This window comes from Rhodobacter sp. SY28-1 (assembly GCF_005222785.1).
Taxonomy (GTDB): domain Bacteria; phylum Pseudomonadota; class Alphaproteobacteria; order Rhodobacterales; family Rhodobacteraceae; genus Tabrizicola.
This window is the reverse complement of record NZ_STGH01000002.1, coordinates 618,757-635,417: the sequence shown is the minus strand read 5'-3', so window position 1 is coordinate 635,417 and position 16,661 is coordinate 618,757. Positions and strand designations below refer to the sequence as shown.

General features: G+C 67.1%; 15 protein-coding genes. 11 read left to right on the top strand and 4 right to left on the bottom strand.

All coding sequences use genetic code 11. From position 1 onward, the window contains the following. The first annotated feature begins 8 nt into the window (after positions 1–8). From acs to E8M84_RS12095, 8 genes are all read left to right on the top strand, one after another. Complete coding sequence (acs, locus tag E8M84_RS12130; RefSeq protein WP_137111441.1) at positions 9–1,967, top strand: acetate--CoA ligase; 1,959 nt, start codon at positions 9–11, stop codon at positions 1,965–1,967. Continuing rightward, complete coding sequence (locus E8M84_RS12125; RefSeq protein ID WP_137111440.1) at positions 1,967–2,632, top strand: adenylate kinase; 666 nt, start codon at positions 1,967–1,969, stop codon at positions 2,630–2,632. Before acs ends, E8M84_RS12125 begins: the two co-directional genes overlap by 1 nt. Positions 2,633–2,693: 61 nt before the next feature. After that, positions 2,694–2,951, top strand: coding sequence for a DUF4212 domain-containing protein (locus tag E8M84_RS12120; RefSeq protein WP_137111439.1), 258 nt, complete (start codon positions 2,694–2,696; stop codon positions 2,949–2,951). A gap of 13 nt (positions 2,952–2,964) precedes the next feature. Further along, positions 2,965–4,920, top strand: coding sequence for a sodium:solute symporter family protein (locus E8M84_RS12115; protein WP_137111438.1), 1,956 nt, complete (start codon positions 2,965–2,967; stop codon positions 4,918–4,920). A 61-nt stretch (positions 4,921–4,981) separates the two neighbouring features. After that, positions 4,982–6,805: a DUF294 nucleotidyltransferase-like domain-containing protein gene (locus tag E8M84_RS12110; protein WP_137111844.1), complete on the top strand. Its 1,824-nt coding sequence runs from the start codon at positions 4,982–4,984 to the stop codon at positions 6,803–6,805. Between the two features lie 3 nt (positions 6,806–6,808). Then, entirely contained in the window at positions 6,809–7,327 is a 519-nt protein-coding gene (locus tag E8M84_RS12105; protein WP_137111437.1) for a hypothetical protein, read from the top strand. 3 nt (positions 7,328–7,330) lie between these two features. Beyond that, complete coding sequence (locus tag E8M84_RS12100) at positions 7,331–7,708, top strand: response regulator transcription factor (RefSeq protein ID WP_137111436.1); 378 nt, start codon at positions 7,331–7,333, stop codon at positions 7,706–7,708. 5 nt (positions 7,709–7,713) lie between these two features. Beyond that, positions 7,714–9,771 (top strand): exonuclease domain-containing protein, encoded by a 2,058-nt coding sequence (locus tag E8M84_RS12095; RefSeq protein WP_137111435.1) that lies wholly within the window; start codon positions 7,714–7,716, stop codon positions 9,769–9,771. Between the two features lie 70 nt (positions 9,772–9,841). On the opposite strand, the gene truA is transcribed toward E8M84_RS12095, so the two are convergent. Further along, positions 9,842–10,615: a tRNA pseudouridine(38-40) synthase TruA gene (gene truA, locus E8M84_RS12090; RefSeq protein ID WP_137111434.1), complete on the bottom strand. Its 774-nt coding sequence runs from the start codon at positions 10,613–10,615 to the stop codon at positions 9,842–9,844. 213 nt (positions 10,616–10,828) lie between these two features. On the opposite strand from truA, the gene E8M84_RS12085 reads away from it, so the two are divergent. Together E8M84_RS12085 and E8M84_RS12080 are read left to right on the top strand one after the other, a co-directional pair. After that, the gene (locus E8M84_RS12085) at positions 10,829–12,244 is read left to right on the top strand and encodes a YcjX family protein (protein ID WP_240790393.1); all 1,416 of its coding nucleotides are present in this window, start codon (positions 10,829–10,831) and stop codon (positions 12,242–12,244) included. Positions 12,245–12,273: 29 nt separating this feature from the next. After that, positions 12,274–13,224: a YcjF family protein gene (locus E8M84_RS12080; protein ID WP_137111843.1), complete on the top strand. Its 951-nt coding sequence runs from the start codon at positions 12,274–12,276 to the stop codon at positions 13,222–13,224. Between the two features lie 164 nt (positions 13,225–13,388). Here E8M84_RS12080 and E8M84_RS12075 read toward each other — a convergent pair whose 3' ends face one another. Both E8M84_RS12075 and pth read right to left on the bottom strand, forming a co-directional pair. After that, positions 13,389–14,405 carry a DUF2332 domain-containing protein gene (locus E8M84_RS12075; RefSeq protein WP_137111432.1) on the bottom strand — a complete coding sequence of 339 codons (1,017 nt, stop codon included), beginning with the start codon at positions 14,403–14,405 and terminating at the stop codon, positions 13,389–13,391. Beyond that, the gene (gene pth, locus E8M84_RS12070; protein ID WP_137111431.1) at positions 14,402–15,076 is read right to left on the bottom strand and encodes an aminoacyl-tRNA hydrolase; all 675 of its coding nucleotides are present in this window, start codon (positions 15,074–15,076) and stop codon (positions 14,402–14,404) included. The genes E8M84_RS12075 and pth overlap by 4 nt, the downstream gene beginning before the upstream one ends. Positions 15,077–15,149: 73 nt before the next feature. Here pth and E8M84_RS12065 point away from each other — a divergent pair, with 73 nt between their 5' ends. Continuing rightward, complete coding sequence (locus E8M84_RS12065; protein WP_137111430.1) at positions 15,150–15,815, top strand: FkbM family methyltransferase; 666 nt, start codon at positions 15,150–15,152, stop codon at positions 15,813–15,815. Positions 15,816–15,932: 117 nt separating this feature from the next. Here the strand turns inward: E8M84_RS12065 and E8M84_RS12060 are convergent, their stop codons facing one another. Further along, positions 15,933–16,538 carry a 50S ribosomal protein L25/general stress protein Ctc gene (locus tag E8M84_RS12060; RefSeq protein ID WP_137111429.1) on the bottom strand — a complete coding sequence of 202 codons (606 nt, stop codon included), beginning with the start codon at positions 16,536–16,538 and terminating at the stop codon, positions 15,933–15,935. Positions 16,539–16,661 lie beyond the last annotated feature (123 nt).

Sequence of the window (16,661 nt, the reverse complement as noted above, 5' to 3'; positions counted from 1 at the left end):
AGAAGAGAATGAGCGAAGCAGCCAAGTCCGTCTATCCACCGTCCAACGATTTCGTCGCCAAAGCGCATGTCGACGCCAAGACCTATGAGGCGCGTTACGCGGCCTCGGTCCAGGACCCTGCGGCGTTCTGGGGTGCGGAAGGGCAGCGGATCGACTGGATCAAGCCCTACACCCAGGTCAAGAATACCTCGTTCGCGCCGGGCAATGTGTCGATCAAATGGTTCGAGGACGGCACGCTGAACGTCAGCGCCAACTGCATCGACCGCCACATGCTGACCCGCGCCGACCAGACCGCGATCATCTGGGAACCCGATGATCCGAAGACCCCGGCCAAGCACATCAGCTACCGCGAGCTTCTGGAGCAGACCTGCCGCCTGGCCAACGTGCTGAAGGCGCATGGCGTGACCAAGGGCGACCGGGTCGTGCTTTACATGCCGATGATCCCGGAAGCGGCCTATGCGATGCTGGCCTGCACCCGGATCGGGGCGATCCATTCCATCGTCTTTGGTGGCTTCTCCCCCGACGCCTTGGCGAACCGCATCAACGACAGCGACGCCAAGCTGGTGATCACCGCCGACTGGGCGCCGCGGGCGGGCAAGAAGACGGGCCTGAAGGACAACACCGACAAGGCGCTCTTGCATTGCTCGGACAAGGTGAAGGTGCTTGTGGTCAAGCGCACCGGCGACCAGACCTCCTGGGTCGAGGGCCGGGATTTCGACCTGAACGCCGAGATGGCGGCGGCCAGGCCCTATTGCCCCTATGTCGAGGTCGGCGCGGAAGACCCGATGTTCATCCTGTACACCTCGGGCTCGACCGGCAAGCCGAAGGGCGTGGTGCACACCACGGGCGGCTACCTGGTCTATGCCTCGATGACGCAGCAGATGACCTTCGACTACCATGACGGCGATGTGTTCTGGTGCACCGCGGACGTGGGCTGGGTCACCGGGCACAGCTATATCGTCTACGGGCCGCTGTCGAACGGGGCCACGACGCTGATGTTCGAAGGCGTGCCGAACTATCCCGACGCGGGCCGGTTCTGGGAGGTCTGCGCCAAGCACAAGGTCAACCAGTTCTACACCGCGCCGACCGCGATCCGGTCGCTGATGGGGCTGGGGACGGAGTGGGTGGAGAAGCACGACCTGTCGTCGCTGAAGCTGCTGGGGTCGGTGGGTGAGCCGATCAACCCGGAAGCCTGGGCCTGGTACAACACCCATGTCGGCAAGGGAAAGCTGCCGATCGTCGACACTTTCTGGCAGACCGAAACCGGCGGCCACATGCTGACGCCACTGCCGGGGGCGATCCCGACCAAGCCGGGTTCGGCCACGAAGCCGTTCTTCGGGGTGCAGCCGGTGGTGCTGGATGCGGCCTCGGGCGCGGTGCAATCCGAGACGGAAACCGAGGGCGTCCTTTGCTTTGCCGACAGCTGGCCGGGGCAGATGCGGACGTTGTGGGGCGATCACGCCCGGTTCGAGGAAGCCTATTTCAGCCAGTACAAGGGGTACTACTTCACCGGCGACGGCTGCCGCCGCGATGCGGATGGGTATTATTGGATCACCGGGCGCGTGGATGATGTCATCAACGTCTCGGGCCACCGGATGGGCACGGCGGAAGTGGAGTCGGCTCTGGTCGCGCATGAGGCTGTCGCCGAGGCGGCTGTGGTGGGCTACCCGCACGACATCAAGGGGCAGGGCATCTATGCCTATGTCACGCTGATGAAGGGCATCGAGCCTTCCGAGGACCTGCGCAAGAAGCTGGAAGCCTGGGTGCGGACCGAGATCGGGCCGATCGCGAAGCCCGACCTGATCCAGTGGGCCCCCGGCCTGCCGAAGACCCGCTCGGGCAAGATCATGCGCCGCATCCTGCGCAAGATCGCCGAGAACGACTTCGGCTCGCTGGGCGATACCTCGACGCTGGCCGATCCGTCGGTGGTCGACGACCTGATCGCCAACCGCATGAACAAGGGTTGATGATGGGTCCTGTCCTGATCCTTCTCGGACCTCCCGGCGCGGGCAAGGGCACGCAGGCGCGGATGCTGGAAGAGGACTTCGGTCTGGTCCAGCTTTCGACCGGCGACCTTCTGCGCGCCGCCGTTGCAGCGGGGACCGAGGCGGGGCGGAAGGCCAAGGCGGTGATGGAGGCCGGGCAGCTGGTGTCGGACGACATCGTGCTGGCGATCCTGAAGGACCGGATGGCGCAGCCGGATGTGGCGAAGGGTGTCATCCTGGACGGCTTTCCGCGCACGGCTGGGCAAGCGGCGGCGCTGGACAAGCTCTTGGCTGACGCGGGCCAAAAGGTCACCGCCGCCATCAGCCTGGAGGTCGAGGACGAGGCGATGGTCGCCCGAGTCTCGGGCCGCTACACCTGCGCCGCTTGCGGCGAAGGCTATCATGACGAGTTCAAGCAACCCGCCCAGGCGGGTGTCTGTGACAAGTGTGGCGGCACGGCGTTCAAGCGCCGGGCCGACGACAACGCCGAAACGGTGCGCGAAAGGCTGCAGGCCTATCACGCCCAGACGGCGCCGCTGATCGCGCATTACGACCGTCTGTCCGTTCTGGAACGGGTGCCGGCGATGGGGTCCATCGACGGTATCCGCGCCAGTCTGGCCGACATCGTGGGGCGCGTTTCAGCCTGACGGGAGGGGCCGTCCCCCTGGATCCCCCGGGGGTGCGGAAAACAAGAAAGGGAGAATACTCATGGCAGACAAATCTTCTGCCAACGCCTATTGGGCAGCAAACGTCCGGATCATCCTGATTTCTCTGGCGGTCTGGTTCGTCTGCTCCTACGGCCTTGGCATCCTGCTTCGTCCCGCGCTGAAGGGCATCATGGTCGGCGGCGCCGATCTTGGGTTCTGGTTCGCGCAGAACGGGTCGATCTACGTCTTCATCGTGCTGATCTTCGTCTACGCACGGATGATGGGGAAGATCGACAAAGAACACGGCGTGGAAGAGTAGGGGGCAGAGACAGATGGATCAGTTTACCCTTAACCTGATCGTGGTTGGCATCACCTTTGCCATCTACATCGGGATCGCGATCTGGGCCCGGGCGGGCTCGACCGCTGAATTCTACGCCGCGGGCCAGGGTGTTCCCCCGGTCATGAACGGCATGGCGACGGGCGCGGACTGGATGTCGGCGGCCTCGTTCATTTCGATGGCAGGCATCATCGCGCTGGCCCCGGCTGGCGGGTACGAGCAGTCGGCCTTCCTGATGGGCTGGACCGGCGGCTATGTGCTTCTAGCCCTGCTGCTTGCGCCTTACCTTCGGAAATTCGGCAAATTCACCGTGCCGGAGTTCATCGGCGACCGCTTCTATTCGGGCGGTGCGCGTCTTCTGGCGGTCATCTGCCTCATCATCATCTCGGTCACCTACGTTATCGGCCAGATGCGGGGCGTCGGCGTGACCTTCTCGCGCTTCCTGGAAGTCTCCACCGACACCGGCCTTTATATCGGTGGCGCGCTGGTGTTCATCTACGCCGTGCTTGGCGGGATGAAGGGCATCACCTACACCCAGGTGGCGCAGTATGTCGTGCTGATCATCGCCTACACGGTTCCGGCGATCTTCATCTCGCTGCAGCTGACCGGCAGCGCGCTGCCGCAGCTGGGTCTGATCGGCGGATATGCACCGCAAGGTGGCGAAGTGTCGATGCTGGCCAAGCTCGACAGCGTGGTGACCGAGCTGGGCTTCAAGGCCTATACCTCGGACTCGGCGAACATGTTCAACATGTTCCTGTTCACCATGTCGCTGATGATCGGCACCGCGGGTCTGCCGCACGTCATCATCCGCTTCTTCACCGTGCCGAAAGTGGCCGACGCCCGGTCTTCGGCCGGCTGGTCGCTGGTGTTCATCGCGCTGCTCTACACTGTCGCTCCGGCGGTGGGCTCGATGGCCCGTCTGAACCTGACCACCACCTTCTGGCCCGGCGCTGAAACCGGGACGGCCCTGTCGGCCCCGGCGCTTTCGATTGCCGAGATCGACAGCAACCCGGAACTGTCCTGGATCCGCACCTGGGAGAAGACCGGTCTTCTGGCCATGTCGGACAAGAACGGCGACGGCATGATCCAGTACTTCAGCGAGCCGAAGCCCGTGGCCGACGCTGGCAAGGCGCTGGCCGATGCGCAGAAAGCCCTGACCGATGCTGCCGCCGATGCCGACAAGGCGCCGCTGGAAGCCAAGGTCGCCGAAGCCACCACCGCTCTGGACGCGGCGCTGGCGGAAGCCAAGCTGGGCGACAAAACGCTGGCTGAGCTGGGCTTCAAGGGCAACGAACTGACCAAGGTCGACAACGACATCATGGTTCTCGCGAACCCTGAAATCGCTGCTCTGCCCGGCTGGGTCGTGGCTCTGGTGGCTGCCGGTGCGCTGGCTGCCGCTCTGTCGACCGCTGCCGGTCTTCTGCTGGCCATCTCGTCGGCCATCAGCCACGACCTGATCAAGGGTTCGATCAACCCGAACCTGTCGGAAAAGGCCGAACTGATGTGGGCCCGTGTCGCGATGACCGGTGCCATCATTGTGGCGACCTACCTTGGCCTCAACCCGCCCGGCTTCGCCGCGCAGGTGGTGGCGCTGGCCTTCGGCCTCGCGGCCGCGACGATCTTCCCGACGCTGATGATGGGCATCTTCTCGAAGCGCATCAACAAGGAAGGGGCGATCGCAGGGATGTTCGCGGGGTTGGTCTTCACCTCGGTTTACATCTTCATGTACAAGGGCTGGTTCTTCTTCCCCGGCACCAACTGGCTGCCCGACACCCCCGATCAGTACTTCTTCGGCATCTCGCCGCTGTCGATCGGGACCATCGGCGCCGTGGTCAACTTCGTCGTCGCCTTCGTGGTGTCCGGCGCGACCAAGGCCCCTCCGCAGCACGTTGTCGACCTGATCGAGTCGATCCGCGTGCCGAAGGGCGCGGGCCAGGCCCAGTCGCACTAAGCACTCTGCGCCTCCGGGGCTTTCCCCGGGGGCGCTTCCCCTTTTACCGGACTTTGGGATGATGGATCAGGACAGCACCCCGCTACTGGCCTTCCTGGAGACGGTGCATCCCTATGACAGCCTGCCGCGGGACGAGATGGCGCGGGTCGCCGCCTCCTTCAGCCGCAGGCATTACGACGACGGTGTCGTGATCTATTCGGCCGGCACTCCGATGACCGGCATCTACCTGATCCTCGACGGGTCGGTCGAAGTGCTGGAGCCTTCGGGAGGCCTGGTGTCCCTGCTGGGACCCCGGAACAGTTTCGGCGAACGCGGACTGATGCGCGACGGAGTTGCGGTGACAACCGCGCGGGCCACCGAGGGCGCGGACATCCTGATGCTTCCGCAAGCCGAGTTCCGCCGCCTGATCGCGACCTATCCGGCCTTCGAGCGGTTCTTTCACCGGGGCCGCCAGCACGAGAACCGCGAGGCCGACATCTCGACCCGCAAGGTCGGCGACCTGATCGCCCGCGCTCCCATCGCTGTCGGCCCCGGGACCTCGATCCGCGAGGCGGCAGAGAAGATGCGCGAGGCGCATATCTCGTGTCTGGCGATCACGGAAGGCGAGCGGTTGGTCGGCATCGTCACCGCGCGGGATTTCGTGAACAAGGTGCTGGCGCAAGGGCTGGACCCTGCGGCCCCGGTCAGCACGGTGATGGCTGCCGATCCGATGGTGCTGTCGCCCGAGAGCCTTGGGTCGGACGTGCTGAACCGGATGCTGGAACACCGGATCGGGCATCTGCCGGTGGTGGATGACGGCAAGCTGGTGGGGATGATTACCCAGACCGATCTGGTGCGGTTCCAGGCGGTCAGCTCGGCTCTGCTGGTCCGCGATGCGGCCACGGCGCAGACCGTGGCAGAACTGGCGGAAAACACGGCGCGCATCCCGCGTCTGCTGGTGCAGCTCGTGGGTGGCGGGTCGGCGCATGAGGTGGTGACGCGGCTAATTACCGACATCGCCGACACGGTGACGCGGCGGCTGCTGGCGATGGCCGAGGCGGAACTGGGTCCGGCCCCTGTGCCGTATCTGTGGCTGGCCTGTGGCTCTCAAGGGCGGCAGGAGCAGACGGGGGTCAGCGATCAGGACAACTGCCTGATGATCGACGATGCCGCGACCGAGGCCGACATGGCCTATTTCGCGCGTCTGGCGAAGATCGTCTCGGACGGGCTGCACGCCTGCGGCTATGTCTATTGCCCCGGCGACATGATGGCCACCAACCCGCAGTGGTGCCAGCGCATGTCGGTATGGCGCGGCTATTTCCGCAAATGGGTCACGACCCCGGACCCGATGGCGCAGATGCTGGCGTCCGTCATGTTCGACCTGCGCCCGATTGGCGGCACGGCCAGCCTTTACACCGACCTGCAGGCCGAGGTGCTGGACATGGCGGCGAAGAACTCGATCTTCGTGGCGCACATGATCTCGAACAGCCTCAAGCACACGCCGCCGCTGGGCCTGTTGCGCGGCTTTGCGACGATCCGCTCGGGCGAGCACAAGAACCACATCGACCTGAAGATGAACGGCGTTGTGCCGGTGGTGGACCTGGGCCGCATCTATGCGCTGATCGGCGAACTTCCCGCCGTGAACACGCGCGCCCGGCTGGAAGCCGCGACCGAGGCTGGCGTCATCAGCGCCAGTGGCGGGCGCGACCTGATCGAGGCCTACGACCTGATCGCCCATGCAAGGCTGGAGCATCAGGCCCGGCGGGTGAAGGGCGGCGAGAAGCCGGACAACTTCATCGCGCCCTCGGAACTGTCGGATTTCGAACGCAGCCACCTGCGCGACGCCTTCGTGGTCGTCCGCACCATGCAATCCGCCGTCGGGTCCGCCCGCGGCGCCAGGAGTTGACGAATGGCCCTTGAACTGATCGGAGCCCTGATCGCCGCCGCCGCTCTTGGCCTGCTGGCCTGGGCGCTTCGCCGCTGGCGCCCCGGCCTGCCGCGCTGGCTGGTCCCCTTTGCCGCCGCCGTCGGCCTGATCGGCACGACGCTTGTGCTGGAATACACCTGGTACAGCCGCGTCTCGGCCGAATTACCCGCGGGCCTTGAGATCGTGAAGGTCGAGGAAGAGGCGATGCCCTTGCGCCCGTGGACCTATCTCAAGCCGATCACCATGCGGTTCTGGGCCATCGACCAGCGCAAGCGGATGATCCATCCCCAGGTCGGAACCCTGCGACTGCTGCCGTTGTTGAAGTTCGCGCGCTGGCGGCCGGTCGAAAGCGGTCTCATGGCCTTCGACTGCGCCGGGGCGCGGCAGGTCGCGGTGGTCGAGGGGGTGGAGATCACCGAGACGGGAGAGTTGACAGGGGCAGACTGGCAGGCGGCGCCCGAGGGCGACACCCTGCAGGCCGCCGCGTGCAGGGAGGGGTGAGGGATGGACCGCAAGCCGCGCATCCTTGTGGTCGAGGATGAGGACAACATCGCCGTCGCGCTGGATTACCTGATGACCCGCGAGGGCTACGACCACGACCGGGTGTCGAACGGGGCCGATGCGCTGCCGCGCATCCGTGACACCCATCCCGACCTTGTCCTTCTCGACGTCATGCTGCCCGAGGTGTCCGGCTACGAAATCTGCGAGGGCATCCGCATCGACCCGACGCTTGCGGACGTGAAGGTCCTGATGATGACGGCGCGCGGATCGGCCATCGAACGGCGCAAGGGGCTGGCGCTTGGCGCGGATGGCTTCATCTCGAAACCATTTGAGCTGAAGGACCTGCGCGACGAAGTGCGTCGCCTTCTGGGCGGGACCTGAGGCCGATGCTGACCCGCCTTTCCCTGCGCCTGCGGGTCTTCCTGATCTTCGCGGGTCTTGCCGCCGCGATCCTGGTCGCCACCGCCATCGGCCTCTGGCTTGGCTACAGCCGCCTTGGGCAACCCGGCGTGGGGCAGGGGTTCGTGCAGGCGGGCGTGCTGGCTGGGTTTGCCGCACTGGGTCTGGTAGCCGCAGTCTGGTACCTGTTCGACCTGAACGTGGCCAAGCCCATCGAGACCCTCTCCGGTGCCCTGCGCGCCCGCGCCCATTCCGACGTCACCGCCGAGATGGATGCCGCCATCGCGCGCTATCTGGGTGACCTCGCCCCCGCGGCCCAGGCCGCCGCGCAATCCCTGGCCGAGACACGGTCCGCCCTGGCCGAGTCCGTGGCCCGCGAAACCCTGCGACTTGGTGCCGAAAAGGCCCGGCTGGAGGCGCTGCTGTCCGATGTGCCCGTGGGCGTCATCCTCTGTTCCGCCGATCATGCGCTGGTGTTCTACAACGGCCCCGCCGCCGACATCATCGGCACCAATCGGGGGCTGGAGGCGGGGCTGGATCGCAAGCTGTTCGATTACCTCCATGCCGCCCCCCTGCAACTGGCCCATGAGCGGCTGGTTGCGACAGGAGACCCGGATGCGGTGTCCGACCTTCTCTGCACCACGACGACCGGCGCGCGGGTTCTGGCGGCACGGATGCGGCTTCTGGGCGATGGCGGCACGCAAGGCTATGTGCTGACGCTCCGCGACATCACCGCTGACATGGCGGTCGATGCCCGGCGTGAGGCGATGCTGGAGGGCGCGCTCGACAGCCTGCGGCGGCCCGCGGCGGCCTTGGCCACGCTGGTCGGCGTGATGCCCGATGAGGCGCTGCCCGCCCCAATGCAGGGTGCGCTGCGATCCGAGGTCGCGCGGCTGAGCCAGGCCGTCACCCGCTTTGGCACCGCCCGGGACGAGGCCCTGTCCGAGGCCGGGGCCCTGCCGCAGACCCGCGCCTTCGACCTGGGGCAGGGCCTTGCCGTCCGGCTGCAGGCGCAGGGCATCACGGTCACGACGGAAACCGCCGACCTGATCCTGCGCTGCAACGGCTATGAGATCCTGACGCTTCTGGAACATCTCGCCCGGCATCTTGCGGACCGCGGGGCCCTGCTTCTGACCATCGAGGAAGAGGACACCGGTGCTGCGATCCGCCTCTCATGGACCGGCCCGCGTGTCGGCGTGGGCGAACTGGACCGCTGGCTTGCCGTCCCGCTGTCCGATGACTTTGACCGCCCCGCCCGCAGCGTCCTTGCCGCCCACGCGACCGAACTTTGGCCGGAGGTCCTGCCCGACGGCCGCTCGGCCCTTTGTCTGCCGATCCGACAGGCCCGCCGCGCCGTGGCCCGCCCGAAGCCGGTGGCGCGCAAGGTGGTCTATGACTTCGACCTCCTCTCTCCTGCCCGCACCGACCGTCTGGCCGAAGCGCGGCTGGACCGACTGACCTATGTGGTCTTCGACAGCGAGACGACGGGCCTCAACCCCCGCCAGGGCGACGAGATCGTCCAGCTGGCCGCCGTGCGGATCGTCAATGGTCGCCGGGTGGAGGGCGAGGTCTTCGACACGCTGGTCAATCCGGGACGCGCCATTCCCCCGGTTTCGACCGAAGTGCACGGGATCACCGACGCGATGGTCGCCGATGCGCCTGGGGTCGCCGATGTGGTGCGCTGGTTCCACAAGTTCGCGGAAGGGGCGGTGCTGATCGCCCACAACGCCCCCTTCGACATGGAATTCCTGCGCCGGGTCGAGGGGCAGCTGGGCGTGACCTTTGACATGCCGGTTCTCGATACCGTGCTGTTGTCGGCGGTGGTCTATGGGCAGTATGAGGTGCACAGCCTGGACGCCCTGTCGCACCGGCTGGGGATCACCATCCCCGAAGAGGCGCGGCATACCGCTCTGGGCGATACGCTGGCCACGGCGGATGCGTTCCTGAAGCTGGTGCCGATGCTGGCTGGGCGGGGGCTGGAGACGTTCGGTGCCGTCTTGACCGAAGTCCGGAAGCATGGGCGGCTTCTGAAGGACCTCAACTGAGCCTCCTCGTTCGACTTCGTCTCCTCGTCGGTGGCAGCCGCGCGAGGAGGGACGAAGTCCCCGACGCGCCTTACCCCGCGAAAGGGTCGGCTGGATAGGTCACGCCCACAAGATACAGCCCCTGAGATGGGCAGACCGGGCCGCAAGCCGCCCGGTCGCGGGCCGCCAACGCCGCGCGCACGTCCACGGGGCTCCAGGCCCCGGCGCCAACGCGTTCCAGCGTGCCGACGATGGACCGCACCTGGTTGTGCAGGAAGCTGCGGGCGGCAAGGTCGAAGCGGTACTCGGTGCCGCCGGGGTAGGGGTGTTCGCTGATCTCGACCCGGTCCAGCGTCTTCACCGGGCTTTTTGCCTGGCAGAGGGTGGAGCGGAAGGTGGTGAAGTCGTGGCTTCCGATCAGTTCGGCAGCCCCGGCGCGCATGGCCTCGATGTCGAGGCGGTTCAGCACCTGCCAGACCAGGCCCCGGTCATGCGTGACGGGCGCGCGGCGGGCGACAAGGCGGAAGGTGTAGCGCCGCCCGGTGGCCGAAAAGCGGGCGTGGAAGTCGTCCGGCACCCGCGCCACGGCGAGGATCGCGACCGGATCGGGCCGCAGATGGGCGTTAAGGGCGGAAGCGAGCTTGAACGGGTCCCAGTCCTTGCCCAGGTCGGCATGCGCCACCTGCGCCGTGGCGTGGACGCCTGCGTCGGTCCTGCCCGCGGCGGCGATGGTATGGGGGCCGGGTTCCAGTTTGCCGAGTGCGCGTTCGACGGCCTCCTGCACCGAAGGCAGCCCCTGCGCCTGCCGCTGCCAGCCCGCAAACGGGCCGCCGTCATATTCGATCTGCAGGGCATAGCGGGGCATGGGCCCCTTGCTACCCCGGAAGCGGGCCCTGGCGCAATCCTTGCCAGATGATGAACGCCCGCAACCAAGTGCTTGAAAACATTGAACATGAAAAGCCCGTCCTGCGTGGACAGCGCCCGCGTAGGGTGGGCAATCCTGCCCACCCTACCCACCCGCCTTCCATTCCCGTCCGGCTCACCCTATCTTGACCCGGCGAAGGAAAGGGACGCGGACGTGGCATTCTCCGGGTTGACGGACGGGATCACCCGCGGGATCGAAGGCGCGGGAGCCACCCTTTCCGAGACGTTCTTCGACACCACCCTCCGCCTCGGCGTGACCGGCCTCTCGCGTGCGGGGAAGACCGTCTTCATCACCGCCCTCGTCGCCAACCTGTTGAACCGGGGCCGGATGCCGCAGCTTCGCGCGCAAGCGGAAGGCCGCATCCAGGCCGTCTATCTGCAGCCCCAGCCCGACGTCACGCTGCCCCGCTTTGATTTCGAGGCGCATCTCGCCGCCCTGACCGGCGACCAACCCCGCTGGCCTGCCTCGACCCGCGCGATCAGTGAGCTTCGCCTGTCGTTCCGTGTCCAGCCCGCCGGGTTCTTCTCCTCCTGGCGGGGGCCGCACACGCTGCACCTCGACATCGTCGACTATCCGGGCGAGTGGCTTCTGGATCTGTCGCTGCTTGAACAGACCTATGACCAGTGGTCCGAGGCCACGCTCGCCCGGCTGGAAAAGCGCACCGAAGCGGCGGAGTTCCTGGCGCTGGCACGGGCCGAAGATGGGGCGCTGAAACTTGATGAGGCCAAGGCCCGGCAGTTGGCCGAGACATTTACCGCCTACCTCACCGCCGCGCGCGACCTGGGCCGGGTTGATGTCACCCCCGGCCGGTTCCTGTTGCCCGGCGATCTGGCCGGGTCGCCGGTCCTGACCTTCGCGCCGCTGCCCAGGCCCGCGACCACGGGCCGGTCGAGCCTCTGGCGCGAGATGGAGCGGCGGTACGAGGCTTACAAATCCCGCGTTGTCCGGCCCTTCTTCCGTGACCACTTTGCGAAGATCGACCGTCAGGTCGTGCTGGCCGACGTGCTGGGTGCGATCCATCAGGGGCCGCGGGCGGTGGAGGACCTGCGGCGGGTGATGGCGGAGATTCTGTCCAGTTTCCGACCAGGGCGGAACACCTGGCTGTCGGGTCTGTTCGGCACGCACCGGGTCGAACGCATCCTGTTTGCGGCGACCAAGGCCGACCATCTGCACCACGAACAGCACCCGGCCTTGACCGCAATCACGGCAAGCCTTCTGGCCGAAGCGAAGCAACGCGCGGACTTCTCCGGCGCGCGGACCGAGGCGATGTCTCTGGCCTCGCTGCGGGCCACGGTGGAGGAGGTGGTCATGCGGGATGGAGGCGAGGTTCCGGCGGTGCGAGGGGTCCTGCAGTCCACAGGCAAGCCCGCGCTGATGTATCCCGGTGCGCTGCCGTCGGACCCCGCGCGGCTGTTGTCCCCCGCGCGGGAGGGGGCGGAGACCTGGCTTGATGCCGACTACAGCCTGATGACCTTTGCTCCGGCCCGGCTGAACCTGAAGCCCGGGGAAGGTCCGCCGCATATCCGGCTGGACCGGGCCGTCGAGTTCCTGATCGGAGACCAGCTGTGAGCCGCCCGCCGAAGCCGTTCCTGGAGGAAATGGAGGAGGCCGTCGATCCGTCGCTCGCGCCGCCGGTGCCGGATGCATTGCCGGAAGGGCAGGCGATGCAGGCGGTGGCGGCTCTGTCGCAGAAGCGACCCTCGGTCCTCTGGCGCTTTGCGGTCTGGGCGTTCGGGGCGCTGTTCAGCTTTGCCCTGTCGGTCGCCGCCTATGATTTCGTGACCGGCCTTATGGCACGGAACGTGGTGCTTGGCTGGATCGCCTTTGCACTTGTGATTCTGGCAGTGCTGGCTGGCCTGGTGCTTGCCCTGCGCGAATGGGGGGCCTTCCTGCGGCTGGGGCGGCTGGACAGTCTGCGGGCGCGGGCGGTGGAGGCGCGGGCCGCGGCCGACTTGAAGGGGGCGCGGCGGGTGGTGTCGGGGCTGGTCGGTCTCTACTCTGCGCGGGGCGATACGGCCTGGGGCCGCGCGCGGCTGGCCGAGCGGGAGGGCGAGGTGATGGATGCCGATGCCCTGCTGGCGCTGGCGGAGCGGGAGTTGTTGACGACGCTCGACGCCGAGGCGCGGCTGGTGATCGAGGGCGCGGCGCGGCAGGTGGCGACGGTGACGGCGCTGGTGCCCTTGGCTTTGGCCGATGTGGCAATGGCGCTGGTCGCGAACCTGCGAATGATCCGGCGGATTGCCGAGATCTATGGTGGGCGGTCGGGAAGTTTTGGGAGCCTGAAGCTCCTCCGCCGGGTCTTCGGCTCGCTGCTGGCGGCGGGGGCCTTGGCACTGACGGACGACATGATCGGCTCGGTCGCGGGGGGCGGAGTACTGTCCAAGCTGTCGCGCCGGTTCGGCGAGGGGGTGGTCAACGGCGCGCTGACGGCGCGGGTCGGGGTGGCGGCGATGGAGCTGTGTCGGCCCATGCCTTTCGTGGCGCTGGAGCGGCCTGCGGTGTCGTCGCTGGTCAGCCGGGCGCTGACGGGCTTGGTGTCGCGCGGGTAGGGGCGGTTTTCGAAAGGAGCGCTGGCGCGCGAGCCTTTTGTCTCGTCGTCGGGCTGCGCCTCCGCCTCGGTCATCGGGGGCGCTTCGCCCCCCCATGCCAGCGGTTTCTTGAACCGATGGCGAAACCACTGGCATACCCCGAGGATATTTGCGGAAGAGAAAGTCTAAGGCGGCGGTGCCTGCCAATCGACCCAACGGCCGTGGAAATCGGCGCGGCCGAGGAGGATGGTTTCGCCTGTGGGCCAGAGCGTCAGGGTGAGGGCAGCACCCGGGGTCTGGCCGTCGGCTTCCATTGACAGGCGGGCGAGGGGGGCGGTTTGGCCGTAGCGGTCGAAGGCGGCAAGGGCGCAGGCCTGCGTGGCGGGTGGGAAGTATTGCCACGCGACCGTGTGGAAGACGAGGTGCAGGGCACCGGGGATCGGGGTGGCGAGGCGGGTTTCCAGCCAGTCCGCGGCGTCGGCCCGGTCGACCTGAGGGTGGAGCTGTTCGGCAAGGTCCAGCGCGGTGCGGGTTCGGGCGATGCGGTCGGGCTGGTCGGGCCAGAGGTAGGCCAGGAGGCGCAGGCGGTCAGCGACGCGGTCCAGCGGGTTCAGGTCTGTACCGCGGCGGTCGAGGACGGTTGGTGCGGAGTTGGGCGGCGGGGCTCCGGTCCAGTCCGGGGTCAGGGTGAGGGCAGGGTTGGCAGGGCCGAGGGTCTGGTCGCCGATGCGCAGGGCGTAGCGGTCCCAAAGGAGGTTCAGTCCCGCGCTGGCGCCGAGTTCGCTGAGGACCAGCGGCATGCCGAAGCGCGCGGTCAGCCAGTGGGCAGCGGCGATCAGGGGGGCGGAGCGGCGGACCTCGTTCGTCTGGGGCGGGGAGGTGAGCCAGTCGAGGAGGAAGGCGGGATGCGCCCGGATCGTGGCGAGGGCGGTGTCGGTTGGGTCCATGCTCGACGCGTAGGCGGTGGCCAGCGCCGGAGCCTTGTCCGTCAGGACCAGGGCGTGGAGGCCTCCGGCGAGGCGGAGAGGGACGGAGTCGGCCATGGAGGAGGGGTCGCCCTGCCAGCCGAGGACGCGGTCGGCGACGGGGTCGCCGGGTTCCAGTCGGTCCGCAAGGCCCGTCATCAGGCGTTCCATCAGCTGTGAGCCGAGGGCGGCGCAAGCCTTTGCCTGTTGGCGGAAGGCCTGGCGGACGGGGGTCACCGGAACTTGTCCAGCAGCTTCTGCATATTGCTGCGGGTGTCTTCTTGCGGCTGGGGCGCGGGGGCAGGGGCCTCGGGCTTCTCTTTCGTCGTCGAGGACCGGGGCGGGGCGGTGCGCAAGGAGACGGCATTCATGAACTTCTGGCCGTCACCTGCAGCAAGCGCCTCGGCCCCTTCGGAAATGCCGCGGAGGAGGTCCTCCAGCCACTCGGCATCCGCCTTGGCGAAGTCGTGGAGGACGTATGCAGCCACAGCGTCCTTGTGGCCGGGGTGGCCGATCCCAAGGCGGACGCGGGCGTAGTCGTCGCCGAGATGGCCGTGGATCGAGCGCAGGCCGTTGTGCCCGGCGTGTCCTCCGCCCTGTTTGAGGCGAAGCTTGCCGGGGGCGAGGTCAAGCTCGTCATGGAAGACGGTGAGGTCGGTGAGGGGGAGTTTCCAGAAGGCGACGGCGGCCTGGACGGATTGGCCGGACAGGTTCATGAAGGTTTCTGGCTTCAGAAGCGCGACCTTTTCGGTGCCGAGGCGGCCTTCGGCGACGAGGCCCTGGAAGGCCTTGCGCCAGGGGGTGAAACCGTGGTCGGCAGCGATGCGGTCAACGGCCATGAAGCCGATGTTGTGCCGGTTGCCGGCATATTTCGCGCCGGGATTGCCGAGGCCGACCCAGAGTTTCACCTTTGCTCTCCCGCTTTGCGCGTCGGGTGCGATATAGCGGGGGTCGGGCAGTGAGACAACCAAGCGGGACGAGATGCGCAGCTTCACCCTTCGCGGCCTGACACTTTTCCTGCCGGAAGCGGCGCTGAAGGGGAACCTGGAGCGCGCCTTGTCCAGTGGCCGGTACGAGAACCATGAGGCGGATGCGCTTTTGCTGCATTTGCGGCCGGGAGACCGGGTGCTGGATCTGGGGGCGGGGCTGGGGTTCATCTGCGCGCTTGCGGCGGGCGTGCTGGGCGAAGGCGCGGTGATGGGTGTCGAAGCGGGGCCGGAGACGGTCAAGCTGGCGCGGCGGAACCTGGCGGCGAACGGGTTTGACGGCGTCAAGGTGTTGAAGGGCGCAGTGGTCGGCAAGGGGGAAGGTCAGGTGGAATTCGGGCAGCGACCGGCCTTCTGGGCGAGCGCGCTGGCGGGGCCGGACGGATGGCCGGAAAATGCCGAGGTCATCCGGGTGCCCGCACGGCCCTTGGGCAAGCTGCTGGCGAAGTTCGCGCCAACGGTGATTTCCTGTGACATCGAGGGAGGCGAGCTGGGCGTGCTGACCGAGCCTTTGCCGGGTGTGCGGCTGGTGGTCGTCGAGACGCATCCACAGGTCTATGGGCCGGATGGGGTGGCGCAGATCGTGGCGGCGCTGCGGGCGCAGGGGTTCGAGGAAGCCGAGGGGGCGAAGAAGGATACGCTGGTGTTCCGGCGCCCTTAGGGCGGCGTCTCGTCGCTGCGGATCACGCGACGAGGAGCCGAAGGCGAACGAGGAGGCTTCGCCGACAAGGAAACGGGGGACCCGAAGGCCCCCCGCGCCATGAGCGTTTCGAACCGCTTAGGCCGAAGCTTCGGCGTTCTCTTCCGACACGAGGCCCGACGGGGCCGCGATATTTGCGATCACGAAGTTCCGCGCGATGGTCGGCTTGGCGCCAGCCGGCAGTTCCACGTCGTCGATGTGGATGACGTCGCCGATCTTCTTGCCGGTCAGGTCGACCGTGATGTGATCGGGGATGTCGCCTGCGGTGACTTCCAGTTCGACTTCGTGCCGGACCACCGTCAGGGTGCCGCCGCGCTTGAGGCCCGGGCTGGCTTCCTGATTGATGAACTCGACATGGATGAACAGCTCGATCCGGCTGTCATCGTGGATGCGCATGAAATCGACATGCGTGGGCAGATCCTTGACCACGTCGCGCTGGACGCCCCGGCACACGACGTGCACGTCGGGCTGGCCTTCGACCTTGAGGTTGAAAAGCGTCTGCAGGAACCGGCCCTGCCGCAGCTTGGTCAGGAGGTAGTTGTATTTCACCTTGATCGGCGTGGGCTCAGCCCCGTCGCCATAGATGATGCCAGGTACGTAGCCCTCACGACGGGCTTGACGGGCGGCCCCCTTGCCTGTCCCCGTCCGTACCTCGGCGGTAAGATCGACGATCTCGCGTGCCATAGGTCTTCTCCATAAATAAGTCCGCCATCCTCCAAGGGTGCATGGCGCGACCGGGGGGCTATAGCGACGAATCGTCGGGAAGGAAAGCGGGAAGTTGTGGCGGAAACGGGTGTCGCTCTCGGG

Bases quoted from the DNA above. Each gene is read 5' to 3' on its own strand.
- acs (WP_137111441.1), top strand. From the start codon at position 9: ATGAGCGAAGCAGCCAAGTCCGTCTATCCACCGTCCAACGATTTCGTC.
- E8M84_RS12125 (WP_137111440.1), top strand. From the start codon at position 1,967: ATGATGGGTCCTGTCCTGATCCTTCTCGGACCTCCCGGCGCGGGCAAG.
- E8M84_RS12120 (WP_137111439.1), top strand. From the start codon at position 2,694: ATGGCAGACAAATCTTCTGCCAACGCCTATTGGGCAGCAAACGTCCGG.
- E8M84_RS12115 (WP_137111438.1), top strand. From the start codon at position 2,965: ATGGATCAGTTTACCCTTAACCTGATCGTGGTTGGCATCACCTTTGCC.
- E8M84_RS12110 (WP_137111844.1), top strand. From the start codon at position 4,982: ATGGATCAGGACAGCACCCCGCTACTGGCCTTCCTGGAGACGGTGCAT.
- E8M84_RS12105 (WP_137111437.1), top strand. From the start codon at position 6,809: ATGGCCCTTGAACTGATCGGAGCCCTGATCGCCGCCGCCGCTCTTGGC.
- E8M84_RS12100 (WP_137111436.1), top strand. From the start codon at position 7,331: ATGGACCGCAAGCCGCGCATCCTTGTGGTCGAGGATGAGGACAACATC.
- E8M84_RS12095 (WP_137111435.1), top strand. From the start codon at position 7,714: ATGCTGACCCGCCTTTCCCTGCGCCTGCGGGTCTTCCTGATCTTCGCG.
- truA (WP_137111434.1), bottom strand. From the start codon at position 10,615: ATGCCCCGCTATGCCCTGCAGATCGAATATGACGGCGGCCCGTTTGCG.
- E8M84_RS12080 (WP_137111843.1), top strand. From the start codon at position 12,274: ATGGAGGAGGCCGTCGATCCGTCGCTCGCGCCGCCGGTGCCGGATGCA.
- E8M84_RS12065 (WP_137111430.1), top strand. From the start codon at position 15,150: ATGCGCAGCTTCACCCTTCGCGGCCTGACACTTTTCCTGCCGGAAGCG.
- E8M84_RS12060 (WP_137111429.1), bottom strand. From the start codon at position 16,538: ATGGCACGCGAGATCGTCGATCTTACCGCCGAGGTACGGACGGGGACA.